17 protein-coding genes are annotated in these 21,299 nt (G+C 69.7%); 7 read left to right on the top strand and 10 right to left on the bottom strand.

The features are described from left to right. Positions 1-8 precede the first annotated feature (8 nt). Complete coding sequence (locus SOM19_RS01455; protein WP_320484776.1) at positions 9-3,227, bottom strand: M36 family metallopeptidase; 3,219 nt, start codon at positions 3,225-3,227, stop codon at positions 9-11. A gap of 269 nt (positions 3,228-3,496) precedes the next feature. Here SOM19_RS01455 and SOM19_RS01450 point away from each other — a divergent pair, with 269 nt between their 5' ends. The 3 genes from SOM19_RS01450 (at position 3,497) to SOM19_RS01440 (ending at position 4,946) form a co-directional block, all read left to right on the top strand. Next, the gene (locus SOM19_RS01450; protein ID WP_320484775.1) at positions 3,497-3,940 is read left to right on the top strand and encodes an iron chaperone; all 444 of its coding nucleotides are present in this window, start codon (positions 3,497-3,499) and stop codon (positions 3,938-3,940) included. A 94-nt stretch (positions 3,941-4,034) separates the two neighbouring features. Further along, the gene (locus tag SOM19_RS01445) at positions 4,035-4,730 is read left to right on the top strand and encodes a hypothetical protein (RefSeq protein WP_320484774.1); all 696 of its coding nucleotides are present in this window, start codon (positions 4,035-4,037) and stop codon (positions 4,728-4,730) included. A gap of 36 nt (positions 4,731-4,766) precedes the next feature. Further along, positions 4,767-4,946 (top strand): CsbD family protein, encoded by a 180-nt coding sequence (locus tag SOM19_RS01440; protein WP_320484773.1) that lies wholly within the window; start codon positions 4,767-4,769, stop codon positions 4,944-4,946. Positions 4,947-5,022: 76 nt separating this feature from the next. Here the strand turns inward: SOM19_RS01440 and SOM19_RS01435 are convergent, their stop codons facing one another. Further along, entirely contained in the window at positions 5,023-5,835 is an 813-nt protein-coding gene (locus tag SOM19_RS01435; protein ID WP_320484772.1) for an SDR family oxidoreductase, read from the bottom strand. Between the two features lie 312 nt (positions 5,836-6,147). Between SOM19_RS01435 and SOM19_RS01430 the strand changes: the two genes are divergently transcribed. Beyond that, entirely contained in the window at positions 6,148-10,551 is a 4,404-nt protein-coding gene (locus SOM19_RS01430) for a S8 family serine peptidase (protein WP_320484771.1), read from the top strand. A 91-nt stretch (positions 10,552-10,642) separates the two neighbouring features. On the opposite strand, the gene SOM19_RS01425 is transcribed toward SOM19_RS01430, so the two are convergent. The 3 genes from SOM19_RS01425 to dnaB all read right to left on the bottom strand — a co-directional run bounded on the left by SOM19_RS01425 (position 10,643) and on the right by dnaB (position 13,273). Beyond that, on the bottom strand, positions 10,643-11,203 hold the full coding sequence (locus SOM19_RS01425; protein ID WP_320484770.1) for a dihydrofolate reductase family protein: 561 nt from the start codon (positions 11,201-11,203) through the stop codon (positions 10,643-10,645). 113 nt (positions 11,204-11,316) lie between these two features. Further along, positions 11,317-11,667: a hypothetical protein gene (locus tag SOM19_RS01420; protein WP_320484769.1), complete on the bottom strand. Its 351-nt coding sequence runs from the start codon at positions 11,665-11,667 to the stop codon at positions 11,317-11,319. Positions 11,668-11,896: 229 nt separating this feature from the next. Beyond that, the gene (gene dnaB, locus SOM19_RS01415) at positions 11,897-13,273 is read right to left on the bottom strand and encodes a replicative DNA helicase (RefSeq protein ID WP_320484768.1); all 1,377 of its coding nucleotides are present in this window, start codon (positions 13,271-13,273) and stop codon (positions 11,897-11,899) included. Between the two features lie 562 nt (positions 13,274-13,835). Between dnaB and SOM19_RS01410 the strand changes: the two genes are divergently transcribed. Further along, entirely contained in the window at positions 13,836-14,831 is a 996-nt protein-coding gene (locus SOM19_RS01410; protein WP_320484767.1) for a hypothetical protein, read from the top strand. A gap of 91 nt (positions 14,832-14,922) precedes the next feature. Next, on the top strand, positions 14,923-16,617 hold the full coding sequence (locus SOM19_RS01405) for a chaplin family protein (protein ID WP_320484766.1): 1,695 nt from the start codon (positions 14,923-14,925) through the stop codon (positions 16,615-16,617). 217 nt (positions 16,618-16,834) lie between these two features. On the opposite strand, the gene rplI is transcribed toward SOM19_RS01405, so the two are convergent. From rplI to SOM19_RS01380, 5 genes are all read right to left on the bottom strand, one after another. Beyond that, positions 16,835-17,287 carry a 50S ribosomal protein L9 gene (rplI, locus tag SOM19_RS01400; RefSeq protein WP_320484765.1) on the bottom strand — a complete coding sequence of 151 codons (453 nt, stop codon included), beginning with the start codon at positions 17,285-17,287 and terminating at the stop codon, positions 16,835-16,837. A gap of 10 nt (positions 17,288-17,297) precedes the next feature. Then, positions 17,298-17,552 carry a 30S ribosomal protein S18 gene (gene rpsR / locus SOM19_RS01395; RefSeq protein ID WP_320484764.1) on the bottom strand — a complete coding sequence of 85 codons (255 nt, stop codon included), beginning with the start codon at positions 17,550-17,552 and terminating at the stop codon, positions 17,298-17,300. A gap of 56 nt (positions 17,553-17,608) precedes the next feature. Further along, the gene (locus tag SOM19_RS01390) at positions 17,609-18,124 is read right to left on the bottom strand and encodes a single-stranded DNA-binding protein (protein WP_320484763.1); all 516 of its coding nucleotides are present in this window, start codon (positions 18,122-18,124) and stop codon (positions 17,609-17,611) included. 5 nt (positions 18,125-18,129) lie between these two features. Continuing rightward, the gene (gene rpsF, locus SOM19_RS01385) at positions 18,130-18,513 is read right to left on the bottom strand and encodes a 30S ribosomal protein S6 (protein ID WP_320484762.1); all 384 of its coding nucleotides are present in this window, start codon (positions 18,511-18,513) and stop codon (positions 18,130-18,132) included. 157 nt (positions 18,514-18,670) lie between these two features. Continuing rightward, positions 18,671-19,864 carry an acyl-CoA dehydrogenase family protein gene (locus tag SOM19_RS01380; RefSeq protein WP_320484761.1) on the bottom strand — a complete coding sequence of 398 codons (1,194 nt, stop codon included), beginning with the start codon at positions 19,862-19,864 and terminating at the stop codon, positions 18,671-18,673. 213 nt (positions 19,865-20,077) lie between these two features. Between SOM19_RS01380 and SOM19_RS01375 the strand changes: the two genes are divergently transcribed. Next, entirely contained in the window at positions 20,078-21,277 is a 1,200-nt protein-coding gene (locus SOM19_RS01375) for a hypothetical protein (protein ID WP_320484760.1), read from the top strand. Positions 21,278-21,299: the final 22 nt, after the last annotated feature.

Here is a 21,299-nt window from a genome sequence, read left to right as displayed (position 1 = left end):
GTCGGGCCTCAATCTCCGCTCTGCGTGGCGATCCGCTCGACGATGTCCTTCTGCGCCTTGATCTGCGTCGACGTCGACGCCGGGTTCACCCGGATGGTCTCCGCCGTCAGCATCACCGCGCCGAAGGTGCTGTCGAGCGTGCCGTTGCCGTCGCTGTCGACCGGAGTGCTCAGACTGACCGACCCGTTCGCGAAGTTCAGCCAGGCGCCGAGGGCGTGCTGGTCGAAGATCACGTGCGCCGGCGACTTCGCCGGGTTGTTGAGCACGAGCGTCGCCGCCGCCCGGGTCGAGGCATCCTTCTCTTCGCTGAACACCAGGCTGAAGTACCCCACGATGTCGAGGTAGCACTGCAGCTCCGCGGCGGTGAAGTCGTTGGACTTCTTCACCCGGTACTGGTTGAGCCACCAGCCGTGGCCCTTGGACACCGTGGCGTTCCCGGTGACCACGACCACCGCGGTGTCGGTCGCCGAGACCCCGCCGTCATCATCCTCGGCCGTGACCCCCAGCTCGAACACGCAGGCGTCGCCATAGGTGTGGGTCTCCTCGAGCGTGATGTCGCGCGGCTGCACGGACGGCGACTTCGCCGGATCCGTGACCGGCGGGTTCACCAGACTGGTCTGCGAGTCGGACGAGCCGTCGCCCCAGTCCCACGTGAGCGTGAGGTCGTCGCTGCCGGGATCGGTCGAGCCGGCGGGAACGGCGAGCTCCTCGCCCGCTTCCAGGATGAACGCGCTGACGCCGTCGTAGACCTCCTCGGCGGCGGTGTCGATCGTCGCCGTCGGATCGACGTTGGCGACCGCGGCCACCGCCGTGTCGCAGTTGTCGGTCGTGTCATCGTCGGCGGCGCACACCCTCACCGTGAAGTTCCCGTTGTCGCCGTACTGATGCTGAACGGAGAAGGTGAGCGTGGCATCGGGCCGGGTGTTCTCCTCGACCCCGGCGAGCGCCACCGGCGCCACACCGTCGTCGTAGGAGATCGTCGCCGACAGGTCGTCGAGCCATCCGGGGTCGGTGACGGTGCCCGACACTGTGACCGTGCCGAGCTCGTCGATCGGTGTGATCGCGTCGATCGACACCGTCGGTGCGACATTCGTGACCGTCACCGTGGTGGAGTCGGTGTCCGTGTTCCCGAAGTCGTCGGTGACCTCCAGGCCGACGGTGAACACGCCGTCCTGACCCACCGTCGTGAACGATGGGGTCGGGCCTGTCGCGTCGTCGTACTGGCCGTCATCGTCCAGATCCCACGCGTAGGCGGTGATCGCGCCGGCGCTCGGGTCCGTCCCGGCCGACGAGCCGCTGCCGTCCAGGGCGATGTTCGTCCCTTCCAGCGTCACATACGGCCCGCCCGCATCCGCCTCCGGAAGGCACTCCGCCGGGAGGTCGTCGCTCGCGGTCGGAACGGTGTCGACGCCCGTGGTCGACGCGGTGCCGAGGCCACGGCCGGCGAACGCCGTCCAGATGAGGCAGGTGTTGGCGCCGGCGTCGGCGGCGAGCAGTCCGTTGCGCGCGTCGATGTAGTTCGGGTTCGCCGGTGTCGCCTTCATGCCGTCGAGCACGAGCGTGGCCAGGGGCTCGACCCCACCGGGGAAGAGCTCGCTGATGTCGTAGATCGTGGCCGCCCAGATCTCGCCGTTGCCGTGGCCGCTGTTGGACGTCGTGTTGTACGACTGGAAGGTGCGCGTCGAGATGTCGTAGCCGACCGAGCGGATGCCGTTGACGGCGTCGCCGGTGACGTACTCGCCGACCGTCGCATCGTCCCACTTGAGCAGGGAGATGACGTCGCTCCAGCCCTCGCCCAGCGCACCGCGCTGGTCGGTGTTGCTGTAGCCGAGCGTGCCGCCGCCGACGAGTCGGCTCGAGACGCCGTGCCCGTACTCGTGGGCGATGACGTCGCCGTCCATGTCACCGTCGCGGAAGGGTCGGGAGCCGGCCCACATGTACATCTGCATGCGCGGGCTCGCCCCGTCGGCCGGAGTGCCGAAGTTCGCGTTGTTCAGGCAGCGGATGATCTCGTCATCGCCCGGTGCGGGAGTGTCCTTGTCGTCGACGCACCCGAAGTCCCAGCCGTCCTGCGCCTCGGCGAGGACGGGGTCGCCGCCGCTGCCGCCGCTGCCGAAGTTGTCGATCTGGAAGTTGCCGCTCGCCTCGTCGAAGCCGTGACCGTAGAGCCAGTCGTGCATGACGTTCGTGTAGTAGAACAGCTGCGTGATGATCGCGTCGCGATCGGTGTCGAGCGCCGGGACCGAGGCCACATCAGCGGTGGTCTGCCAGGCGTTCGTGAACGGGTAGAGGAACTGCTGGTATCCGGGGTCGCCGTTCGCCGCCGTCTGGGGCTGGTACTCGTTGTTCGAATCGTCGTCGTTGCGATCGAGATAGGCGTTGACGTTGTTGCCGCTCGTGGTGCGGTCGGTCACCCAGGAGCCGTTGATCCCGGAGAACGACGTGGTCTGCTGGACCGCGCCCGTGGCCTCGGGATGCTGCTCGCGGAACACGTCTCCCTCGGGCGCGGCGTGCGCGTAGCGGCTGCGCTGGTCGATGACCTCGCCGGTGCCGGCGTCCACCACGGTCTCGAACCAGGCATGGTCGGAGGACTCGATGTCGGTCAGCCACGCGAGCCGCAGCGCGGTGCCGTTGGCGTCGGGGTACCAGACCAGCTCGGCGGTCACCGGAGCGGGCTCGGTCACGCCCTCGGCGTAGACGTTCGGATACTCCTTGGGCTTCGCCGACTTCGTGTCGGCCTCGCGCAGCGGACGACTCGCGTCGGCGTCCTGCGCATCGGCGGCCACGTCCAGGGCGGCGTGCGCCGTGAGCTTCGCGGTCGTCCCGGTCCCGTCGCCCGGGGCCAGGAAGCCGGCCATCGACATCAGCCGGCCATCGGCGGCGACGACGCCGGTCATCACGGCGTCGCGCACGCGCAGGCCGTCGACGCGCTGGCCGAGGTGGACAGCCGTCGCTCCCGTCGACAGGCTGAGCAGCTTGTGGACGTAGAGCCCGGCCGCCGCTTCCGGGGCGAGACCGAAGTCCGCCGCGTTCTCCTGCACGTAGCGGAGGGCGACGTCGCCCGGCCCGGCCGTGCTCGCGCCCGTGAGCGGGCCACCGGTCGGAGCGGCGACCACCCGGCCGCTGTCCGGATCGACGGCTACTCGTGGTGGTGGCCCCGAGTCATCGGGAGCGGCGACGGCCGCACCTCCGAGCCCCGAGAAGCAGAGTGCTCCGGTGAGAAGCACGCCGACAGGCAACAGCAAGGAACGATATGGCGCGGACATCTCCGGCCCCCCTCAGGGCATCCGCGGCACCCCCAACCGGCGCGGACAGCGGACCCCAACGCGCCACAACATAGACCCGGAAAGCGGTTCATACAAGGGCCGCGCTGTGCGAGGGCCCGTCGACGGGTCGCGCGATCGATCAGTTTTGGAGAAGCCCGGTGACGCTGTGACGCGTAGCGTGACGTCCACGGACCGACAGCGGTCGGCCGTCTCGCGAAGGAGGATCACGCATGGCCGAGAAGACCGGCTCGTCGGCAGGGCTCACCCAGGAGGAGCGCGACGCCGTCAAGCAGCGCGCGAAGGAGCTGCGGGCACAGGAGAAGGCGGGGAAGAGCCGCGCGGCCGGATTGAAGTCCGTGCTCGATGCCATCGCCGCGCTGGAGCCGGACGACCGGACACTGGCCGAGGGCCTCCACTCCGTCGTCACGACGGTCGCGCCCGACCTCGTGCCGAAGACCTACTACGGGATGCCCGGCTACGCGAACGACGAGGGCAAGATCGTGGTGTTCATCCAGGCGTCGAAGAAGTTCAAGACGCGCTACTCGACGGTCGGCTTCCAGGACACCGCGAACCTGGACGACGGCGAGATCTGGCCGACCGCCTTCGCGCTCACCGCGTGGACGCCCGAGGTCGAGAAGAAGCTCACCGCCCTCGTGAAGAAGGCCGTCGGCTGACGGATGCCGGCGTCGGGGGCGGCAAAGATTACGCCGCCCCGGGTACCTTTGCAACGGGCTGATCGGATGGGCGCCCGTCGCATAGGTTCGCCGCATGAGTTCCGACTACGCACAGACCCCGGGTCCGGCGGATCGACCGGCTCCTCGCACCCCCCCGACCGACGGCGACATCGTTCGCGACGACACCGCTCGTGACGACACCGTCGCCTACGACCGGACGACATCCCTGCACGACGACGTGCTCCAGCGAGAGTCGGACCGCTTCGGCGGCTTCAAGTTCGGCTCTGCGTTCTTCGGCTGGCTGACCGCGATGGGCGCGGCCGTGCTGTTGACGGCACTGGTCGCCGCCATCGGCGGCGCGCTCGGCCTGGCGACGCCCGAGGCGGTCGACGACGCCGCCCAGGCGGCAGAGCAGAACATGGGCGCGGCGACGATCATCGGTGCCATCGCGATCGCGCTCGTGCTCTTCATCGCATACTTCGCCGGAGGATATGTCGCAGGACGCATGGCTCGCTTCAGCGGCGTCAAGCAGGGCATCGCCGTGTGGCTGTGGGCCGTGGTCATCGCCATCGTCGTGGCCATCATCACGGCGATCGCCGGAAGCCAGTGGGACATCCTGACGACGGTCGACAGCTTCCCGCGTATTCCGGTGACGCCCGAGACGGCCACCTTGACCGGCATCCTGACCGCCGTCGGCGCTGCGGTGATCACCCTCGCCGCCGCGATCCTCGGCGGCATGGCCGGCATGCGCTACCACCGGCGGGTCGACCGAGTCGGACTCGGCGACTGACCGCAGGACCTTGTTCACAAAGGAGAGGAGATGCCCATGGGTATGGGAGACGACATCAAGCACAACGCTGAGGACATGAAAGGCAAGGCCAAGGAGGCCGTCGGAGACGCGACGGACAACGAGCGCCTTCAGGCCGAGGGCCACGCCGATCAGGCCAGCGCCAACCTCAAGAAGGCCGGGCAGGACGTCAAGGACGCCTTCACCGACGATCGGTGAGTCCGGCTGACCCGTGCCCCCGGTCTGTGACCGGGGGCACGGGCATGCGTGGCGTCCGTCAGACGATGACGCGCCCTCAGCCCTTGCGCCAGGCGTCGCTCTCGAGATGGGACCCGGCCTGCGGGCCCATCTGCAGCATCCCCCCGTCCACGGTCCAGCTCGCGCCGGTCACGTAGGAGGCGGCGGGGGAGGCGAGGAACGCGATGACGGCGGCCACCTCCTCGGGCTTGCCCGGCCGGCCGAGGGGAATCCCCGGCCGGTGCACCTTCTCGGCATCCTCGGACTCCATGTCGTTGATCGGCGTCGCGATCTCGCCGGGCGCCACCGAGTTCACCGTGATCCCGAACTCTCCCAGCTCCTGCGCCACCGTCCGCACGAGGCCGCCGAGCCCGTGCTTGGCCGCGACGTAGTCCGCCGATCCGACACGCGGCTGGTGCTCATGCACGCTCGTGACGGCGATGATGCGACCGCCGCGCCCGGCCGCGACCATCCGCCTCGCGGCGGTCTGCATCGCCGCGAACGCCCCGTCGAGATTCAGGCCGAGCGTCTCGCGCCAGACGTCCGCTGAGATCTCGAGGAAAGGGCCGCCGGACCCGCCGCCCGCATTGTTGACGAACACGTCGACGCCGCCGAGCTCGTCGGCCAGCCCGTCGATCACGCGGGGGTTCTCGTCGAGGTCCGTCGCATCGAATCGGGCGACGACCGCACGGGATCCGCGTGCCCGCACCTCCGCGGCTGTCTGCTCGGCACCCTCTCGGTCGCTGTGCCACGTGACGCCGACGTCCAGACCGAGCTCGGCCAGCGCGACGGCGGTCGCGGCGCCGATCCCCGAATCGGACGCGGTGACGATGGCGTGGCGAGGCGATCGGTCGTCGGTGGCGCTGCTCATGGTTCCCTGCTCTCCTGCATCGGCTGTCCGGGGGTCCCGGTGTCTCCAGCCTGCAGGGGCGCGGTCGCTCGGACGAGGGCGTTGACGTCGCCCGCGTCTTCTGCCAGCGGCCTCGACCACGCGCTGGTGCGCGCGCAGCAGGAGAGGCGGATGCACGCCATGGCACTCACCCGCCGCCCAGGTCGATTGACCGCCCGCGACCGCGCTGTGAGATTCGAAGCGAGTTCGCGAGCCGCACGACCCCCCGGTCCCGCTCCGTGCTCGCGCCGGCGTCGACCGACGCCCGCCTGGAACCCCCCGTCTAGGAGCACGATGAGTACACGTCGAAAACTGGTCGGCGCCGCATCCGCGGCACTGATCTCGACCGCGATGATGGTCGCCCCGATCGGGACCGCCACGGCGGCTCCCACCCCGCCGCCCGGCACGGCGTCCTCGGCCGCACCCGATCCCGACGGCCCCTTCGCTCCTGGCCGGCCCGGCGCCGCCGAGCCCCGCACGCCTTCCGTGGAGATCGGGCAGCAGTCGACGGCCGCACCCGAGCTGTACGAGCCGCAGGCCGAGCCCGGCTTCCACCCGGTCGACTCGATCGGGTCGTCGGCAGCCGCGACCGACAAGCTCGGCGACGCCGACACGCGGCTCCTGCAGCAGGCTCAGGGCGATGACGAGAAGACCGTCACGGTGATGATGCTCGCCCGCAAGGGCGCGGCCGACGAGGTCGTCGCCGCCGTGCGCAAGGCCGGCGGCACCGTCGGCTCGGTCACGGAGAAGCTCGGCTACGTGCGCGCCACGGTGCCCACCGACAGCGTCGCCGATCTGGCCGGCCTCTCGAGCGTGAAGGCGATCGACCTCAACCGCACGTATCGGGTGCCCGCCCCCGATCGCGGCGCGGAAGCCGCCGCGGTGCGGTCCGCCCGCGACGCGGGCCCCAGCGCCCCCGACGCGAGCACGCCCGCCGCGAACCCCTACATGCCCATCGATGAGACGGGGGCGCTGTCGTTCCTGACGGCGCACCCGGAGTGGGACGGTCGAGGCACCGTCGTCGGCGTGGTCGACACGGGCGTCGACCTCGGGCACCCGGCGCTGCAGACGACCAGCGACGGCAAGCCGAAGATCGTCGACTGGGTCACCGCGACAGATCCGCTGCAGGATGGGGACGGCTCGTGGGTCGAGGTGTCGACCCCCAAGACCGGGCCCACGTTCCGCTCGATGGGCGAGGAGTGGACCGCGCCCACCGGCGAGTTCCTGATGGGCTACTTCTACGAGCTCTCGACCGGCGGCAGCGAGCTCGCCGGCGATCTCGACGGGAACGGCGACGTCTACGACGCCTTCGGGGTGCTCTACGAGCCGTCGACCCACTCGATCTGGGTGGACAGCGACCGGGATCACGACTTCACCGATGCACCGGCGATGGCTCCGTACGCGGTCGACCGGCAGGTGGCCCACTTCGGCGCCGATGACCCGCAGACGGCCGAGAACGAGCAGATCCCCTTCGTCGTCGAGTACCGAGACGGTGTCGACCTCGCGCCTGCCGGCGGTGAACCGGGAGCGACCGCGAGCTTCGTCAACATCGGCCTTCCCTCCGCCGCGCACGGCACGCACGTCGCCGGCATCGTCGCCGCGACCTCGATGTTCGGCGGCGAGATGCACGGCGCGGCCCCGGGCGCGCAGATCGTCTCCTCGCGGGCCTGCACGTTCGACGGGGGCTGCACGCAGGCCGCGCTCACCGAGGGAATGATCGACCTCGTCGTCAACCGGCACGTCGATGTGGTCAACCTGTCGATCGGCGGCCTTCCGCCGCTCAACGACGGGTCCGACGTGATCTCGGATCTCTACGACCAGCTCATCGACCAGTACGACGTGCAGATCGTCGTGGCCGCGGGCAATGACGGCCTCGGGACCAACACCGTCGGCTCGCCGTCCGTGTCCGCCAAGGTCATCTCGGTCGCGGCATCCGTCAGCTCGCGCACCTGGTGGGCGGACTACGGCGCGAAGGTGACGGCGGAACAGGGCATCTTCGGGTTCTCCTCCCGCGGGCCCGCCGAGAACGGCGGCCTCGCGCCGCAGCTCGCCGCCCCCGGTGCCGCCGTGTCGCCCATCCCGATGTGGCTGCCCGGTCAGCCCGTCCCCGAGACCGGGTACGAGCTGCCCGCCGGGTACGGCATGTTCAACGGCACCTCCATGGCGGCGCCGCAGGTCGCGGGCTCCGCGGCGCTGCTGCTCTCCGCGGCGAAGGACTCGTCCGTGCCCGTCTCGGCGGACGGCCTCAAGACGGCCCTCACCGGGACCGCGCGTCTGATCCCGGGCATCCCGACGACCGCGCAGGGCGCCGGACTCATCGACACGTCCGCCGCGTGGAAGCAGCTGGCGAAGAAGGTCTCGGTCAACACGCTCGAGATCTCGGCGCCGGTGTGCAGCTCCCTGTCGGGCATGCTCGACACCGCGGACACCGGAGCAGGGATCTACAACCGCTGCCTGCCCGACGCGGGCGGTCAGGTGACCGGCAAGGAGAAGGCCTACAAGGTCGGCGTCACCCGCACCGGCGGTGCGGGCGGCAGCGTCGTGCACCGCATCGGCTGGATCAGCAACGACGGCACGTTCAGTGCTCGCGCGAGCCTTCCACTCAAGAAGGGAAAGGCGGCGGATGTCTCGGTCGCCGCGACTCCGAAGACCGACGGCATCCACAGCGCGATCATGACGATCGACGACCCGGCCACCGCCGGCATCGATCAGTTCGTCGCCGTCACCGTGCTGTCGACGACGCCGCTGGCCGCCCCGGACTACGCGGTGACCGGCTCGGGCACTCTTCCGCGCGGCGGCAGCACTTCACTGCTGGTCCCCGTCCCTGCCGGCGTGGAGGCGCTGCAGCTGACGCTCGACGGGATCGTCGACGGCAGCCAGGTGCGCATCCTTCCGATCGACCCGGACGGCATGCCCGCGGACTCCAACGCGAGCAACCACTGCTACACCGGCTACGCCGACCCCGCGGAATGCGACGCCACCGCGCGGGCCGTCTACCGGCCCAAGCCCGGCATCTGGGAGTTCGTGATCGAGGCCCGACGCACGTCGGCCACTGACGCCAACGCGTACAGCGCGTCGGTGGCGCTGCAGGGCATGACCGTCGAGCCGGGAGCGAGCACCATCGACTCCGTCACGATGCACGAGCCGACGGACGTCAGCATGACGGGGACGAACGCGTTCGGCACCGTCGATGCGCGCGTGACCACCGGCGAGGTCGGCACCGTCGCGAACCTGTTCTCGACGGTCGCCCAGGGCGAGACGACGCAGAACATGCTCTACGTCCCGCGCGACTCGACCCGGCTGGATCTGACGCTCACTCCCCGCGAGTCCGCCGACCTGGACTTCTCCGTGTACTTCAACGGGAGGCCCGTCGGGCAGAGTGCCACCACCGGCGACGCAGCCGAGCGGATCGTCATCGACGACCCGCAGCCGGGCACGTACTTCATCGTGGTCGCCGGGGTCAGCGTCGCGGGTGAGGACGTCACATTCGACTACCACCAGGAGATGTTCTCGAAAGGACAGGGCACCGTCTCCCCGACGTCGGACGCCACGTACTCGCTCTCCGCGGGCGAGTCCATGCCGGTCGACGGGTCGCTCGTCGTCACGGCACGCCAGCTGACGGGCGACCCCATGGTGGGTCGCGTGCGGGTGGCGAACGCGCACGGCACGATCATCGGGGCGGCGAGCGTGGCCATCACCACCGTCGCGGTGCCGCAGCTCGATGTCGTCAGCTGGGCTCCGCCGTTCGTGGGCGCCGAGCTGACCGACGACGGCGTGGTCGCAGGTGATCGGCAGTTCGAGAGCCGGATGACACCGACGACCTGGACCGTCGACGGGGGCTTCGCCAACCTCGCACTCGAGGGGGAGGGCTACGGTTCGGCGCTCGGGATCAACGAGTCTCGCACGTCCGTGGGCTACGCGACGGACAGCGAGTGGAGCAACCTTCCCGCGCAGTGGGCGGCCGACGGCTCGCTCACGGTGATCGGCGTTCCGGACTGGCGCCCGTACACCAACGGGTATGCGACGGGGGTGAACGACGGCGGCGTGATCGCCGGTTTCGCCGAGCTCCTCGAGCAGGATCCCGAGGGCACCTGGCACAGCTACAGTGACGCGTTCGCGCGCACGCCGGATGGCGCGTTCACGAAGCTCGAGCACCTGTCGGCCGAGCCGTCGGGGACACAGACGCGCGCGGTCAACGCGGCCGGGTCTATCGTCGGACACTCCATCAGCGCCGAGAACGCGGAGCATGCCGTGATGTGGGATGCCGCGACCGGAGCGGTCCGCGATCTGGGCACCCTCCCCGGCCAGTGGTTCGCCCAGGCCACGGATGTGAACACACCCGGCGCCGTGGTCGGAACGAGCGGGGACGACGCCTTCGTGTGGACGGAGGAGACCGGGATGAAGCGTCTCGCCGACTACGGCTACGACGCGACCGCGGAGAAGGTGAGTGACGACGGCTGGGTGCTGGGCACGGTCGAGCTCGCGCCGTACTACGCGGTGTCGGCGCTGTGGGATCCGCAGGGCAGGCTCTGGGATCTGTCGGGCATGGTTCCGGTCGAGGAGGGCGGCTGGTTCCTGCCGACCTACAGCTTCGACATCAACAACGAGCACCAGCTGATGCTCTACGGCGAGGGCGGAGCGAACGGCGCGGAGTCCAGCACCGTGATGCTGAGCATTCCCGCCGGCCTGCGCGACTAGTTTCGTCGCCACCGCGTCCCGTCGAGCCGGTCGTCACCGGTTCGGCGGGACGCGTGCGTTGTACACCGGCCTGCGCCCGGCGCCTGAGCAGTTACTCGCGCGGCCGGTATCGCACGGCGACCGCACCTGACCGGAACTCGTGGCGATCCACGAGCTCGAGCTGGATGCGCTCGCGCAGGCCGGCGAGCAGCGTCGGCCCGTGTCCGGCGAGGACCGGCTGCACGAGGAACTCGTACTCGTCGATCAGTCCCAGATCGGCCAGCGCCAGGGGAAGCGTCACTCCGCCCACCCACAGGCCCTCGCCCGGCTCCTGCTTGAGGGCCTGAACCGCCTGCGCCAGGTCGCCGCGCACCAGCTCGGCATTCCAATCGGCTCCGCTCAGCGTGCTCGACACGACGTGCTTCTTCGCCCGGTCGATGGTCTCGGCGAACGGGACCTCCCACTCGCCCATCCAGTCAGGCCACACGCCCGTGGACGGCTTCCGCCACGCCGACTCCATCATCTCGTAGGTCACCCGGCCGAACAGCAGAGCATCGGCGCGCGCCATCTCGGCCGTCCAGTAGCGCATCGACTCCTCGTCGGGCGGGAGTCCCGCCTCGTGATGAACGCAGCCGTCGAGCGTGACGTTGATCGAGTATCGAAGTGGTCTCATCCCGTAACCGTCCTCTCGCGCACCCCGGTCGGGTAGCCCTGTCGGCCCGCCGATGAGATTGGCCGATCGACACGCTCAATCTTCACGATCGCGTGCCGATCCATCAATTGGAGCTAAGGCTGCACTGCGCCGAAGAACTCGCGTGCCGTCGCCAACTGGGCGAGTGCCATCACGCCGGCCACGGCGACGTAGATCAGCCCGATCGTGTCGATGCCGTAGGCGATTGTGACCGCGGTCGCCAGCACGACGAGCCAGATCGAAGCCCACGCCCAGCGCTGCCTGACACGGTAGGGGAAGAACAGCACCAGCAGCGCCAGCGCGTTGACGACCGCGTAGGCGATGAACATCCGGCCCTCGTCTGCTGACGTGGCCACCAAGAAGATCGCGACCAGGTGATTGAGCAGCATCCCGGCGTTGAGCACGATCAGCACGATCCAGCCCGCCTTGGCCAGTCCAGTCCTCATGCCGCGAGTGTAGGACCGCGTGCCACGCCGCGAAAGACGCGACGAGCGCTAGGGGGTGCCGACGGGTAGCCCCCGTACCCATCTCGCGCCCGAGGGTCCACCTGGGTGGCGCACGGCTGAAGCGGTGCAGCGCACCTTTTCGTCGGCTCGAGTTGTGCGCAGCGAGCTCGGAACAAGCAGAAGAGCCCGTGCGCGGTAGGATAAAACAGTTGGCGCGCCGACAGCAGCCCTACTGGAAGTCGCCGCCGGGGGCCATGTCGGTGAACCGGGAGAAGTGTCCCTGGAAGGCGACGGTGATGGTGTCGGTCGGTCCGTTGCGGTGCTTGGCGACGATGAGGTCGGCCTCGCCCGCGCGCGGGCTGTCCTTCTCGTAGGCGGCCTCACGGTGCAGCAGCACCACCATGTCGGCGTCCTGCTCGATCGAGCCCGACTCACGCAGGTCGGAGAGCGCGGGCTTCTTGTCGGATCGCTGCTCGGCACCACGGTTCAGCTGCGAGAGCGCCACGACAGGAACGGCCAGTTCCTTGGCGAGGAGCTTGAGCGCCCGCGAGAACTCGGACACCTCCTGCTGACGGGACTCGACGCGCTTGCCGCTCGTCATGAGCTGGAGGTAGTCGATGACGACCATCTTCAGCCCGACCTTCTGCTTGAGCCGGCGGCACTTGGCGCGGATCTCGACGAGCGTCATGTTGGGGCTGTCGTCGATGTACAGCGGGGCCTCGTTGATGCGTCCGCGGGTCGCGGCGATCGTCGTCCAGTCGCGGGAGTCGAGCGTGCCCTTGCGCATCGCCTGCAGCGGCACGGATCCTTCGGCGCTCATCAGGCGCATCGCGATCTCGCTGCGCCCCATCTCGAGCGAGAAGAAGATCGTCGGCATGTCGTGCTTGATGGCGGCGACGCGCGCGAAGTCGAGCGCGAGCGTCGACTTACCCATCGCCGGGCGCGCGGCGATGATGATCATCTGGCCGGGGTGGAGTCCGTTGGTGAGCTGGTCGAGTCCGGAGAAGCCGGTCGGGATGCCGGTCATCTGGCCGTCGCGACCTCGCGCGGCCTCGATCTCCTCGACGGCCGCATCGACGGCGACCGTCAGCGGCACATAGTCTTCGGCCGCCTCGGCGCCGGTGACCGAGTAGATCTCGGCCTGCGCGTTGTTCACCAGGTCGAGCGCCTCGCCCTGGCCGGAGTAGCCCATCTGCACGATGCGGGTGCCCGCGTCGACGAGACGGCGGAGCAGCGCCCGCTCGGAGACGATCGATGCGTAGTACCCGGCGTTGGCCGCGGTGGGAACGATCGAGGTGAGAGTGTGCAGGTAGTCCGCGCCACCGGCGCGCTGCAGCTCGCCGGTCTTGATGAGCTCGTCGGTGACCGCGACCACGTCGGTCGGCTCGCCGTGCGAGTAGAGGGTGAGGATCGCCTCGAAGATGAGCTCGTGCTTCGGGATGTAGAAGTCGACGCCGCGGAGGGTCTCGATCACATCGGCGACCGCATCCTTCGAGAGCAGCATGCCGCCGAGCGCGCTCTGCTCGGCGAGAAGGTCGTGCGGGGGAGTGCGCTCGAACTCGCGCGGGCCGCCCATGCGCTCTTCGGAGATGTCGGCGATCGACATAGGTGCAGGATCCTCCACGTCGGTCGGTTCGGTCTCGGCGGCTCGCCGCAAAGCGGTGCTCGATCACTCGTGAGGAGTCGGGATGCCGCAGCGATCTCATGACGTGTTCGCCGGCGCTGACCCGGCATCTTCACTCGCAGACGCTTCGGCACTCTTCCCCTGAGGACCGACCCCCACGCTAGGCAGGGGCCCCGACAGCCGCAACACGGCCTGTGGATAAGTCTGTGGAGGACTTGCGTGAAACGCCGGGAGACCTGTGAACAACACCTGTGGACAACCAGACGATTCTTCACCCCCGTGGCCCAAGATACCGGCTTTCACCTGGGGTTCTCGATTCCACACCCTGTGGAGGGGGATGTGGTTGAAGTGCGGCTTGAAGGTTGAGTGTGCTGCGGGGGCCTGTGCACAATTCTGCGCCGGCGTGTCGCGGGGCAGCCTCATTCGCGAGAGATCCCATGACCCTCTGGACACGTTCGCGGGAGAGCGCTAGCCTGTGGAGTCCAGGCACCCTCAGCGCATTTCCGTTCGGAATGCGTGGCGTTATCAGTCGTGGGAGGTGAACGTGGACATCGCAACCTCAAAGTCGAGGATGTGGCAGCTGGCCCTTGTCGGGGTCGCAACCGCGTTCGCCTGGATCGTCCTCTCGCTGCTCCTCGGCCTCGGGTCGGGACAGGCACGAGCGGATGACTCCACCGACGGTAAAGGCCTGTTGGGTGCCGTCACCTCGCTCGTCGACGAGACCGCTTCGACCGTGACCAGTACCGTGACCGCAGTCACCGGGGAAGTCACCGGCGTCGTGAACGCGGTCGTCGAGGTCGCTCCCGCCCCGGTGCAGCAGCCGGTTCGCGAGGTCGTCCAGAGCGTCGGCACCGTCGTCACCACCGTCACCGAACCCGTGACCCAGGTCGTCTCCGGCGGTGTCGTCGGCACGGTCACCGCGCCGGTCGTCGCCGTCGTCGAAGACGTTCCCGTGGTCGGAGGCATCGTCTCCGATATCGGGCTGGGCGATGCGATAGAAGACGTCGCCGGCACCGTCGACGAGACGGTGGGCGGTGTGGTCGACGCCGTCGATGACACCGGCTCGTCCATCGGGCAGCCGTCGACCGGCGCGAACCCGGCAGTTCCGCCGGTGCTTCCCGAACTCCCGAGTCTCCCCGGCACCACGAGCCCCGACTCGGCGGCCCCCGCCGGACAGGACGCCCGTCCCGCCGCCGGCCCGGCACCCGCGATCGCTCCGACCCCGGCGTTCTCGCCGGGCGCGGCATCCGCTCTGCTGTTCCAGGGCGCGTACGAGCCGGTCGGCTCCGCGTCCTCCGCACCTGTCGTCGTGTCCTCCTCCATGGCGTCGTCCGACGCCCGTGGACCCCTCTCTCCGGCGGGAGACCTCTGCCCGCCGACTGCTTCTTCCTCGGGACCCGGTGGTACGGGTCTCGGCGCTTGGGCGCTGGTCGCCCTCGGTCCGCTCGCCGCACACCGTGCCTGGGTGCGTCGCGCAGGACCCGAGGACGAGCACGCGCCACCGGCGCCTGCAGGATCCACCGACGTCTCCCCTGACTGATCGTCGCGCCACCGCCTCCTGAAGGCGGCAGAGCATCAGCAGTGCACCCTCACGCGCTGCGAAGACCATCAGTCAACAAAGGGGAACAACCATGCGTACTTTCGTCAAGCGCGCCCTCTTGGGCACGCTCCTGGCCGGCGGCATCACGCTGCTCGGCGCTACGGTCGCCAATGCGGCCGAGACGACCGGAGAGGACGGGCTGCTCTCGGGCACCCAGGCTCTTCTGGACGTCACACTCCCGGTGACCGTCAGCGGCAACTCGCTGTCGCTCATCGGCGACTCCCACAGCGAGCAGGCGTCCGCACCGGCTTCCGCTCCCGCTCCCGCACCGGCACCCGCCCCGGCCACCACCAGTGGTCAGGACGGCGTCGGGTCCGGCACCCAGGCGATCATCAACGTGACCGTCCCCGTGACGGTCGCCGGCAACGCGGTGTCCGTCGTCGGCGACAGTTCCCAGGCGGATGCCGCCACCACGGCTCCGGCGCCCACCAGTGGCGCTGCGAGCTCGGCGTCGACCTCCGGCGAGGACGGCCTTCTCTCCGGCACGCAGGGCCTCATCTCTGTGGACCTGCCCGTCACCGTGAGCGGCAACGCCATCTCGGTCATCAGTGACAGCCACAGCGAGGGCGCCACCGCGACGCCCGCCGCCGGCACCACCGGCACCGCGGGCACGGGGGCAGAGGGCTGGACCAGCGGCGAGGATTCGATCCTCGGCGGCACCCAGGTCATCGCTCCCGTCACGGCGCCGGTCGCGGTGGTGGGCAACGCCATCTCCGTCATCGGCGACAGCCACAGCGAGGGCGCCACCACGACGCCCGCCGCCGGCACCACCGGCACCACGGGCGGTACCGGCGGAGAGACCGACGGCACGGGTTCGGTTCTCGGGGGCACTCAGGTCATCGCCCCCGTCGCCGCTCCGATCACGGTCGGCGGAAACGCCATCTCGGGCATCGGCGACAGCTCGTCCGAAGGCGCGACGTCCGGCAGCGCGGGTGCAACGGGCGGGCCGCTGTTCGGCGCGACCGACGGCACCGACTCGCTGCTCGGCGGCACCCAGGTGCTCGCCCCGGTCACCGCACCCATCACCGCGATCGGCAACGCGATCTCGGTGACCGGCGACAGCTCGTCCGCGGGCACGACCACCGGCACGGGGACCGGGACGAGCGGCGGCACCACCGGCGGCGTGACCGACGGCACCGACTCGCTGCTCGGCGGCACCCAGGTGCTCGCACCGGTCACCGCACCCATCACCGCGATCGGCAACGCGATCTCGGTGATCGGCGACAGCTCGTCCACCGGGGCCGTCACGGCACCGGCCGCGGGCGGCACCGGCGGCACGACCGGAACCACGTCGGGACTCGGATCGATCCTCGGGGGAACCCAGATCCTCGCTCCGATCACCCTGCCCATCACGATCGGCGGCAACGCGATCTCGGTGATCGGGGACTCCACCACGGGGACGCCGGTCGTCGTCGTTCCGACGGACCCGACCGATCCGACGGACCCGACCGATCCCACGGACCCGACCGACCCGACGGACCCGACCGATCCCACCGATCCCACCGATCCCACGGACCCGACCGACCCCACCGGCCCGGCCGGCCCCAGCGGCCCGGGCTCGTCGGACGACGGTGACGACGTGATCGGCTCCCCGGCCGGCGCTCAGCCCAGCGCCGCCGCTCTTGCCACGACGGGAGGGACGGGCGCGCTGCCCGCGCTGCTGATGAGCCTCATGCTCCTCGCAGCCGGCGCTTTCGCGCTCGTGTCGCGGCGCCGCTCCGCGTGAGTCGGCACCGGAGGCGAGCCCCAGAGTCGCCCCCGGTCCACTCCGCGTGAGCGCGGCGGGAGGGCCGCTCCCCACCGGCCCTCCCGCTCTCCACACTCGCCCCTCGATCATCGGACGACCGCCAATGCCTGGATCGGCCGTTCGATGATCGGGGGGTGTTCATACGGCGGATGCCGCGACGCGGGGGACTCTCGGCATCCGTCGTGCGTCTTCGCTGCTACTTGGCAGCGACCACCTGAAGGGTGATCACGGCGGTGAGGTCGTCGCGCAGACGGACCGTCGCCTCGTGCTCGCCCACCGACTTGATCGGCGAGGTGATGTGGATCTTGCGCTTGTCGAGATCGCCGAGTCCGGCGGCCTTGACGGCGTTGGCCACGGCCTCGGTCTTCACCGAGCCGAACAGACGGCCTTCGGCGCCGGCCTTGACCGACAGCTTGACCTTGTTGGACTCGAGAGCGTCCTTGAGGGCCACGGCCTCTTCGTGGTCGTGGATGACGCGAGCGTCGCGGGCGGCGCGGATCGACGCCACCTGCTTCTCGCCGCCACGGGTCCACGACACGGCGAAGCCCTGGGGGATGAGGTAGTTGCGGGCGAACCCGTTCTTGACCTCGACAACGTCACCGGCGCTACCAAGCCCGGCGACCTCATTCGTGAGAATCAGCTTTGCCATTGGGTGCTCCTTAGCGGCCAGCGCCGGCGTAAGGCAGGAGCGCCATTTCGCGCGCGTTCTTGATCGCCTTGGCGATCAGACGCTGCTCCTGCACCGAGACACCGGTGATACGACGGGCGCGGATCTTGCCACGCTCCGAGATGAACTTGCGAAGAGTGGCGACGTCCTTGTAGTCGATGAGACCGACCCGGATCGCCTTCGCGGGAGCGGCGTTCTTCGCGCCCTTCCGCGGCTTGCGGCGGTCGCCGCTTGCCTTTCCAGCCATGGGTGTTTCCTTACTGAGATGAGAGATTCACCGGATGCCGAGGCATCCGAAGTGCTTTAGAACGGGGTGTCGTCGCCGTAGCTGCCGGGAGCGCTCCACGCGTCGGCACCGGCGGCGGCGCCGGCGTTGCCGCCTGCGTTCGCCGAACCCGGAGTCGACCACGGCTCGTCGGCGACCTGCGACGGGCGTGACCCGCCGCCGCCGCCACCCGCAGCGCGCGTGACCTGAGCGGTCGCGTAGCGCAGCGAGGGGCCGATCTCGTCGACCTCGAGCTCGATCGCGGTGCGCTTCTCGCCCTCGCGCGTCTCGTAGGAGCGCTGCTTCAGGCGGCCGGTCGCGATGACGCGGGAGCCCTTCGTCAGCGATCCCGCGACGTGCTCGGCGAACTCGCGCCACACGCTCGCGCGGAGGAACAGCGCTTCGCCGTCCTTCCACTCGTTGGCGGCGCGGTCGAAGTTGCGCGGCGTCGACGCGATCGTGAAGTTCGCGACGGGGAGACCGTTCTGCGTGTAGCGCAGCTCGGGATCAGCCGTGAGGTTTCCCACGACGGTGATGATCGTCTCGCCGGCCATCGTCGTTACGCGTCCTGCTTGACGGGCTTCGCGGGACGGGCAGCCTTGCGGGCGGCCTTCTCGTCGGCACGCGCCTTCTCGGAGGCGATCATGGCGATCGCTTCCTCGGCACGCATGACCTTGGTGCGCATGATCAGCTCACTGAGGTTCAGCTGACGATCGAGCTCCTTGGTGGTGTCGCTCGTCGCGGTGAAGCTGACGACGGCGTAGATGCCCTCGGTCTTCTTCTGGATCTCGTAAGCGAAACGACGGCGACCCCAGATGTCGATGTTCTCAATCGAGCCACCATCGTTGGTGATGACCTTGAGGAACTTGTCGAGATTCGGGGCGACCTGGCGCTCATCGATCTCAGGGCTCAGGATGACCATGAGTTCGTACTGGTGCGTCACTAACCCACCTCCTTCGGACTTGAACGGCTGTCGGGCATTTCCCGGCAGCAGGAGGGTGTGTGCACGTCATCCGACTTCCCGCGCGCTGGGGCGCGTGCGGACAACCCTCCTATGCTACCGGATGCCTGGTCACGCGGCTAATCCCCGTCTGGGGCCGTCACCGGAAGGCGCTGATGCCCGTGAGGTGCTGGCCGAGGATCAGGGTGTGGACCTCGTCCGTGCCCTCGTAGGTGCGGACCGACTCGAGGTTGGCGGCGTGGCGGATCGGCGAGTGCTCCAGCAGCACGCCGTCGCCGCCGAGGATGGTCCGGGCCTCGCGCGCGATGGCGATGGCCTCCCGCACGTTGTTGAGCTTGCCCAGCGAGATCTGGGTCGGCGTGAGGGTGCCGGCATCCTTCGACCGTCCGATCTGCAGCGCCAGGAGTGCGCCCTTCTGCAGCTCGACGACCATGTTCACGAGCTTCTGCTGGGTGAGCTGGAACGAGGCGATCGGCACCCCGAACTGCTCGCGTCGCAGCGCATGGCGCAGCGCGGCCTCGTAGCTGTCGCGCGCGGCGCCCAGCGCGCCCCACACGATTCCGTACCGGGCCTCGTTGAGCGCTGAGAACGGTCCGCGCAGCCCGGTCGCGCCGGGAAGGAGAGCGGATGCCGGCAGCCGCACCTCGTCGAAGTGCAGCTCCGTCTGGATCGAGGCCCGCATCGACCCCTTCGGCGCGAGCACCGTCGCCCGGAACCCCGGGGCGTCCGTCGGCACCAGGAAGCCGCGCACGCCGTCGTCGGTCTGCGCCCACACGACCGCGAGCTGCGCGATGCTCGCGAGTCCGATCCAGCGCTTGGCGCCCGAGAGCACCCAGTCGTCACCGTCCCGGCGGGCGAAGGTGGTCATGCTCGACGGGTCGGACCCGGCGCCCGGCTCGGTCAGCCCGAAGCTGCCGATCACCTCGCCCGCCGCCATCCGCGGGAGCCACTCGTTCTTCTGCTCCTCCGAGCCCCATCTATGGATCGACCCCATCGCCAGCGATCCCTGCACCGAGACGAAGGTGCGCAGTCCCGAATCGCCGGCCTCGAGCTCGAGCGCGGCCAGGCCGTACTCGACGGCGGTGCGGCCGGGGCATCCGTAGCCCTCCAGGGTCATGCCGAGCACACCCAGCGCTCCGAACGCGGGGACGAGCTCGGCGGGGAAGTGGGCGCGGTCGAACCAGTCCGCGATATGCGGCCGGATCTCCGCATCGACGAAGGCGCGCACGCGGTCGCGGGTCGCGCGCTCCTCCGGGCTGAGCAGGGCATCGAGGCCGAGGACATCGGATGCCGCGCGCAGCGCGTCCAGATCCTCGGGGTCGCGTCGAGGCATCTGCCACTCCTTCGTTCGGCCGTCGCGTCCGATTCTGCCCGGGTTCGCGCCGGGGCGTGTCACAACTCCGCCCGTCCGCCGCCGGCCGGTTGATCCACCCCCGGTTCACGCGGGCGGTCCCGGCCCGCGGTGTCGCCCAGGCGGAGCTGTGACACACCGGGCGCCCCCACCGGCGCCCCGCCGGACGCCGAGCGGCGCCGGTAGCGTGGGCGCATGACCCTCCCCGGCGGCTCGGAGGCCGCACAGCCCGCGTACCCGTTCGATGCGCGGCCGCTCGTCGAACCGGTCGACTCGGCCGCTGTGCGCGCTTTCACCCAGCAGCAGCGGATGGCCGGCGGGCTGCCGTCGGGGTTCACCGGTTCGTCGGTGGTCGGCATCGTCGTGTTCGGCGTCGCGACGGTGATGTTCGCCTCGGTGTTCCTCACCGTGGCCTTCACGGTGATCGACGGCGGCCTCGGCGGCCTCGGCCTGCTGGTGGGTCTGATGCCGCTCCTGGTCATCGGCCTGGTCGCGACGGCAGTGGCGATCGCCTTCGTCGCCGGGACCCGTGTCGCCGCGCATCGCATGTACCGGCTCGACCGCTTCGCTCGCGCGAACGGCATGTCGTACCTGCCGGCGCTCGGCACCCACTCCCTTCCCGGCCTGATCTTCGGCGTAGGCAACGGCCGAATGGCGACCGACGTCCTCCGGGGCGAGCAGCCGCGCTTCGTCGAGTTCGCGAACTATGAGTATTCGACCGGATCGGGCAAGAGCAGGACCACCCACAAGTGGGGCTACGTGGCCGTGAAGCTGGACGTGCCGCTGCCGCACATCGTGCTCGACGCGACCGGCAACAACGGCCTCTTCGGCTCGAACCTTCCGGCTGCCTTCGACAAGGACCAGCGGCTCGGCCTCGAGGGCGACTTCGACCGCTACTTCTCCCTGTACTGCCCCGAGGGGTATGAGGCCGACGCCCTGTACCTCTTCACGCCCGACATCATGGCGCGCTTCATCGACAACGTCGCCGCGCTCGACGTCGAGATCGTCGACGACTGGCTCCTCCTCTATGCCAAGCGCGAGTTCTCCGGCCTCGATCCCGCCACGTGGGCGTGGCTGTTCTCGGTCGTCGGCGCCCTGCTCGACAAGTTCGCGCAGTGGGCGCGGTGGCGCGATGACCGGCTGCGCGCCGAGGCGGCGGCGGAGGCGGATGCCTCGGCCCTCGCCGGCGCCGGCCCTGGGATCGCAGCCGGGGGCGCAGCATCCGCTATGCCTTTTCAGGCTCCGCTCGATGCGCTGCGGCCGCCGCCGGGCGTCGCGCTGCAGGGACGCCGGCTGCAGCGCGGGGTGCCGTGGGTGTCGTTCATCGTCGTGGGCGCGATCGCCCTCTACTGGCTGCTCAGCCAGACCGGGATCCTGGCGCTCTTCTTCCGCTGACACCCGGGACGCGGCGCGCGCA

Origin of the sequence: Microbacterium sp. CFBP9034, assembly GCF_034045255.1 — a bacterium.
Classification (GTDB): Bacteria; Actinomycetota; Actinomycetes; order Actinomycetales; family Microbacteriaceae; genus Microbacterium.
Note: the sequence above shows the minus strand (reverse complement) of the source record. Positions and strands in the feature narration are given on the sequence as shown.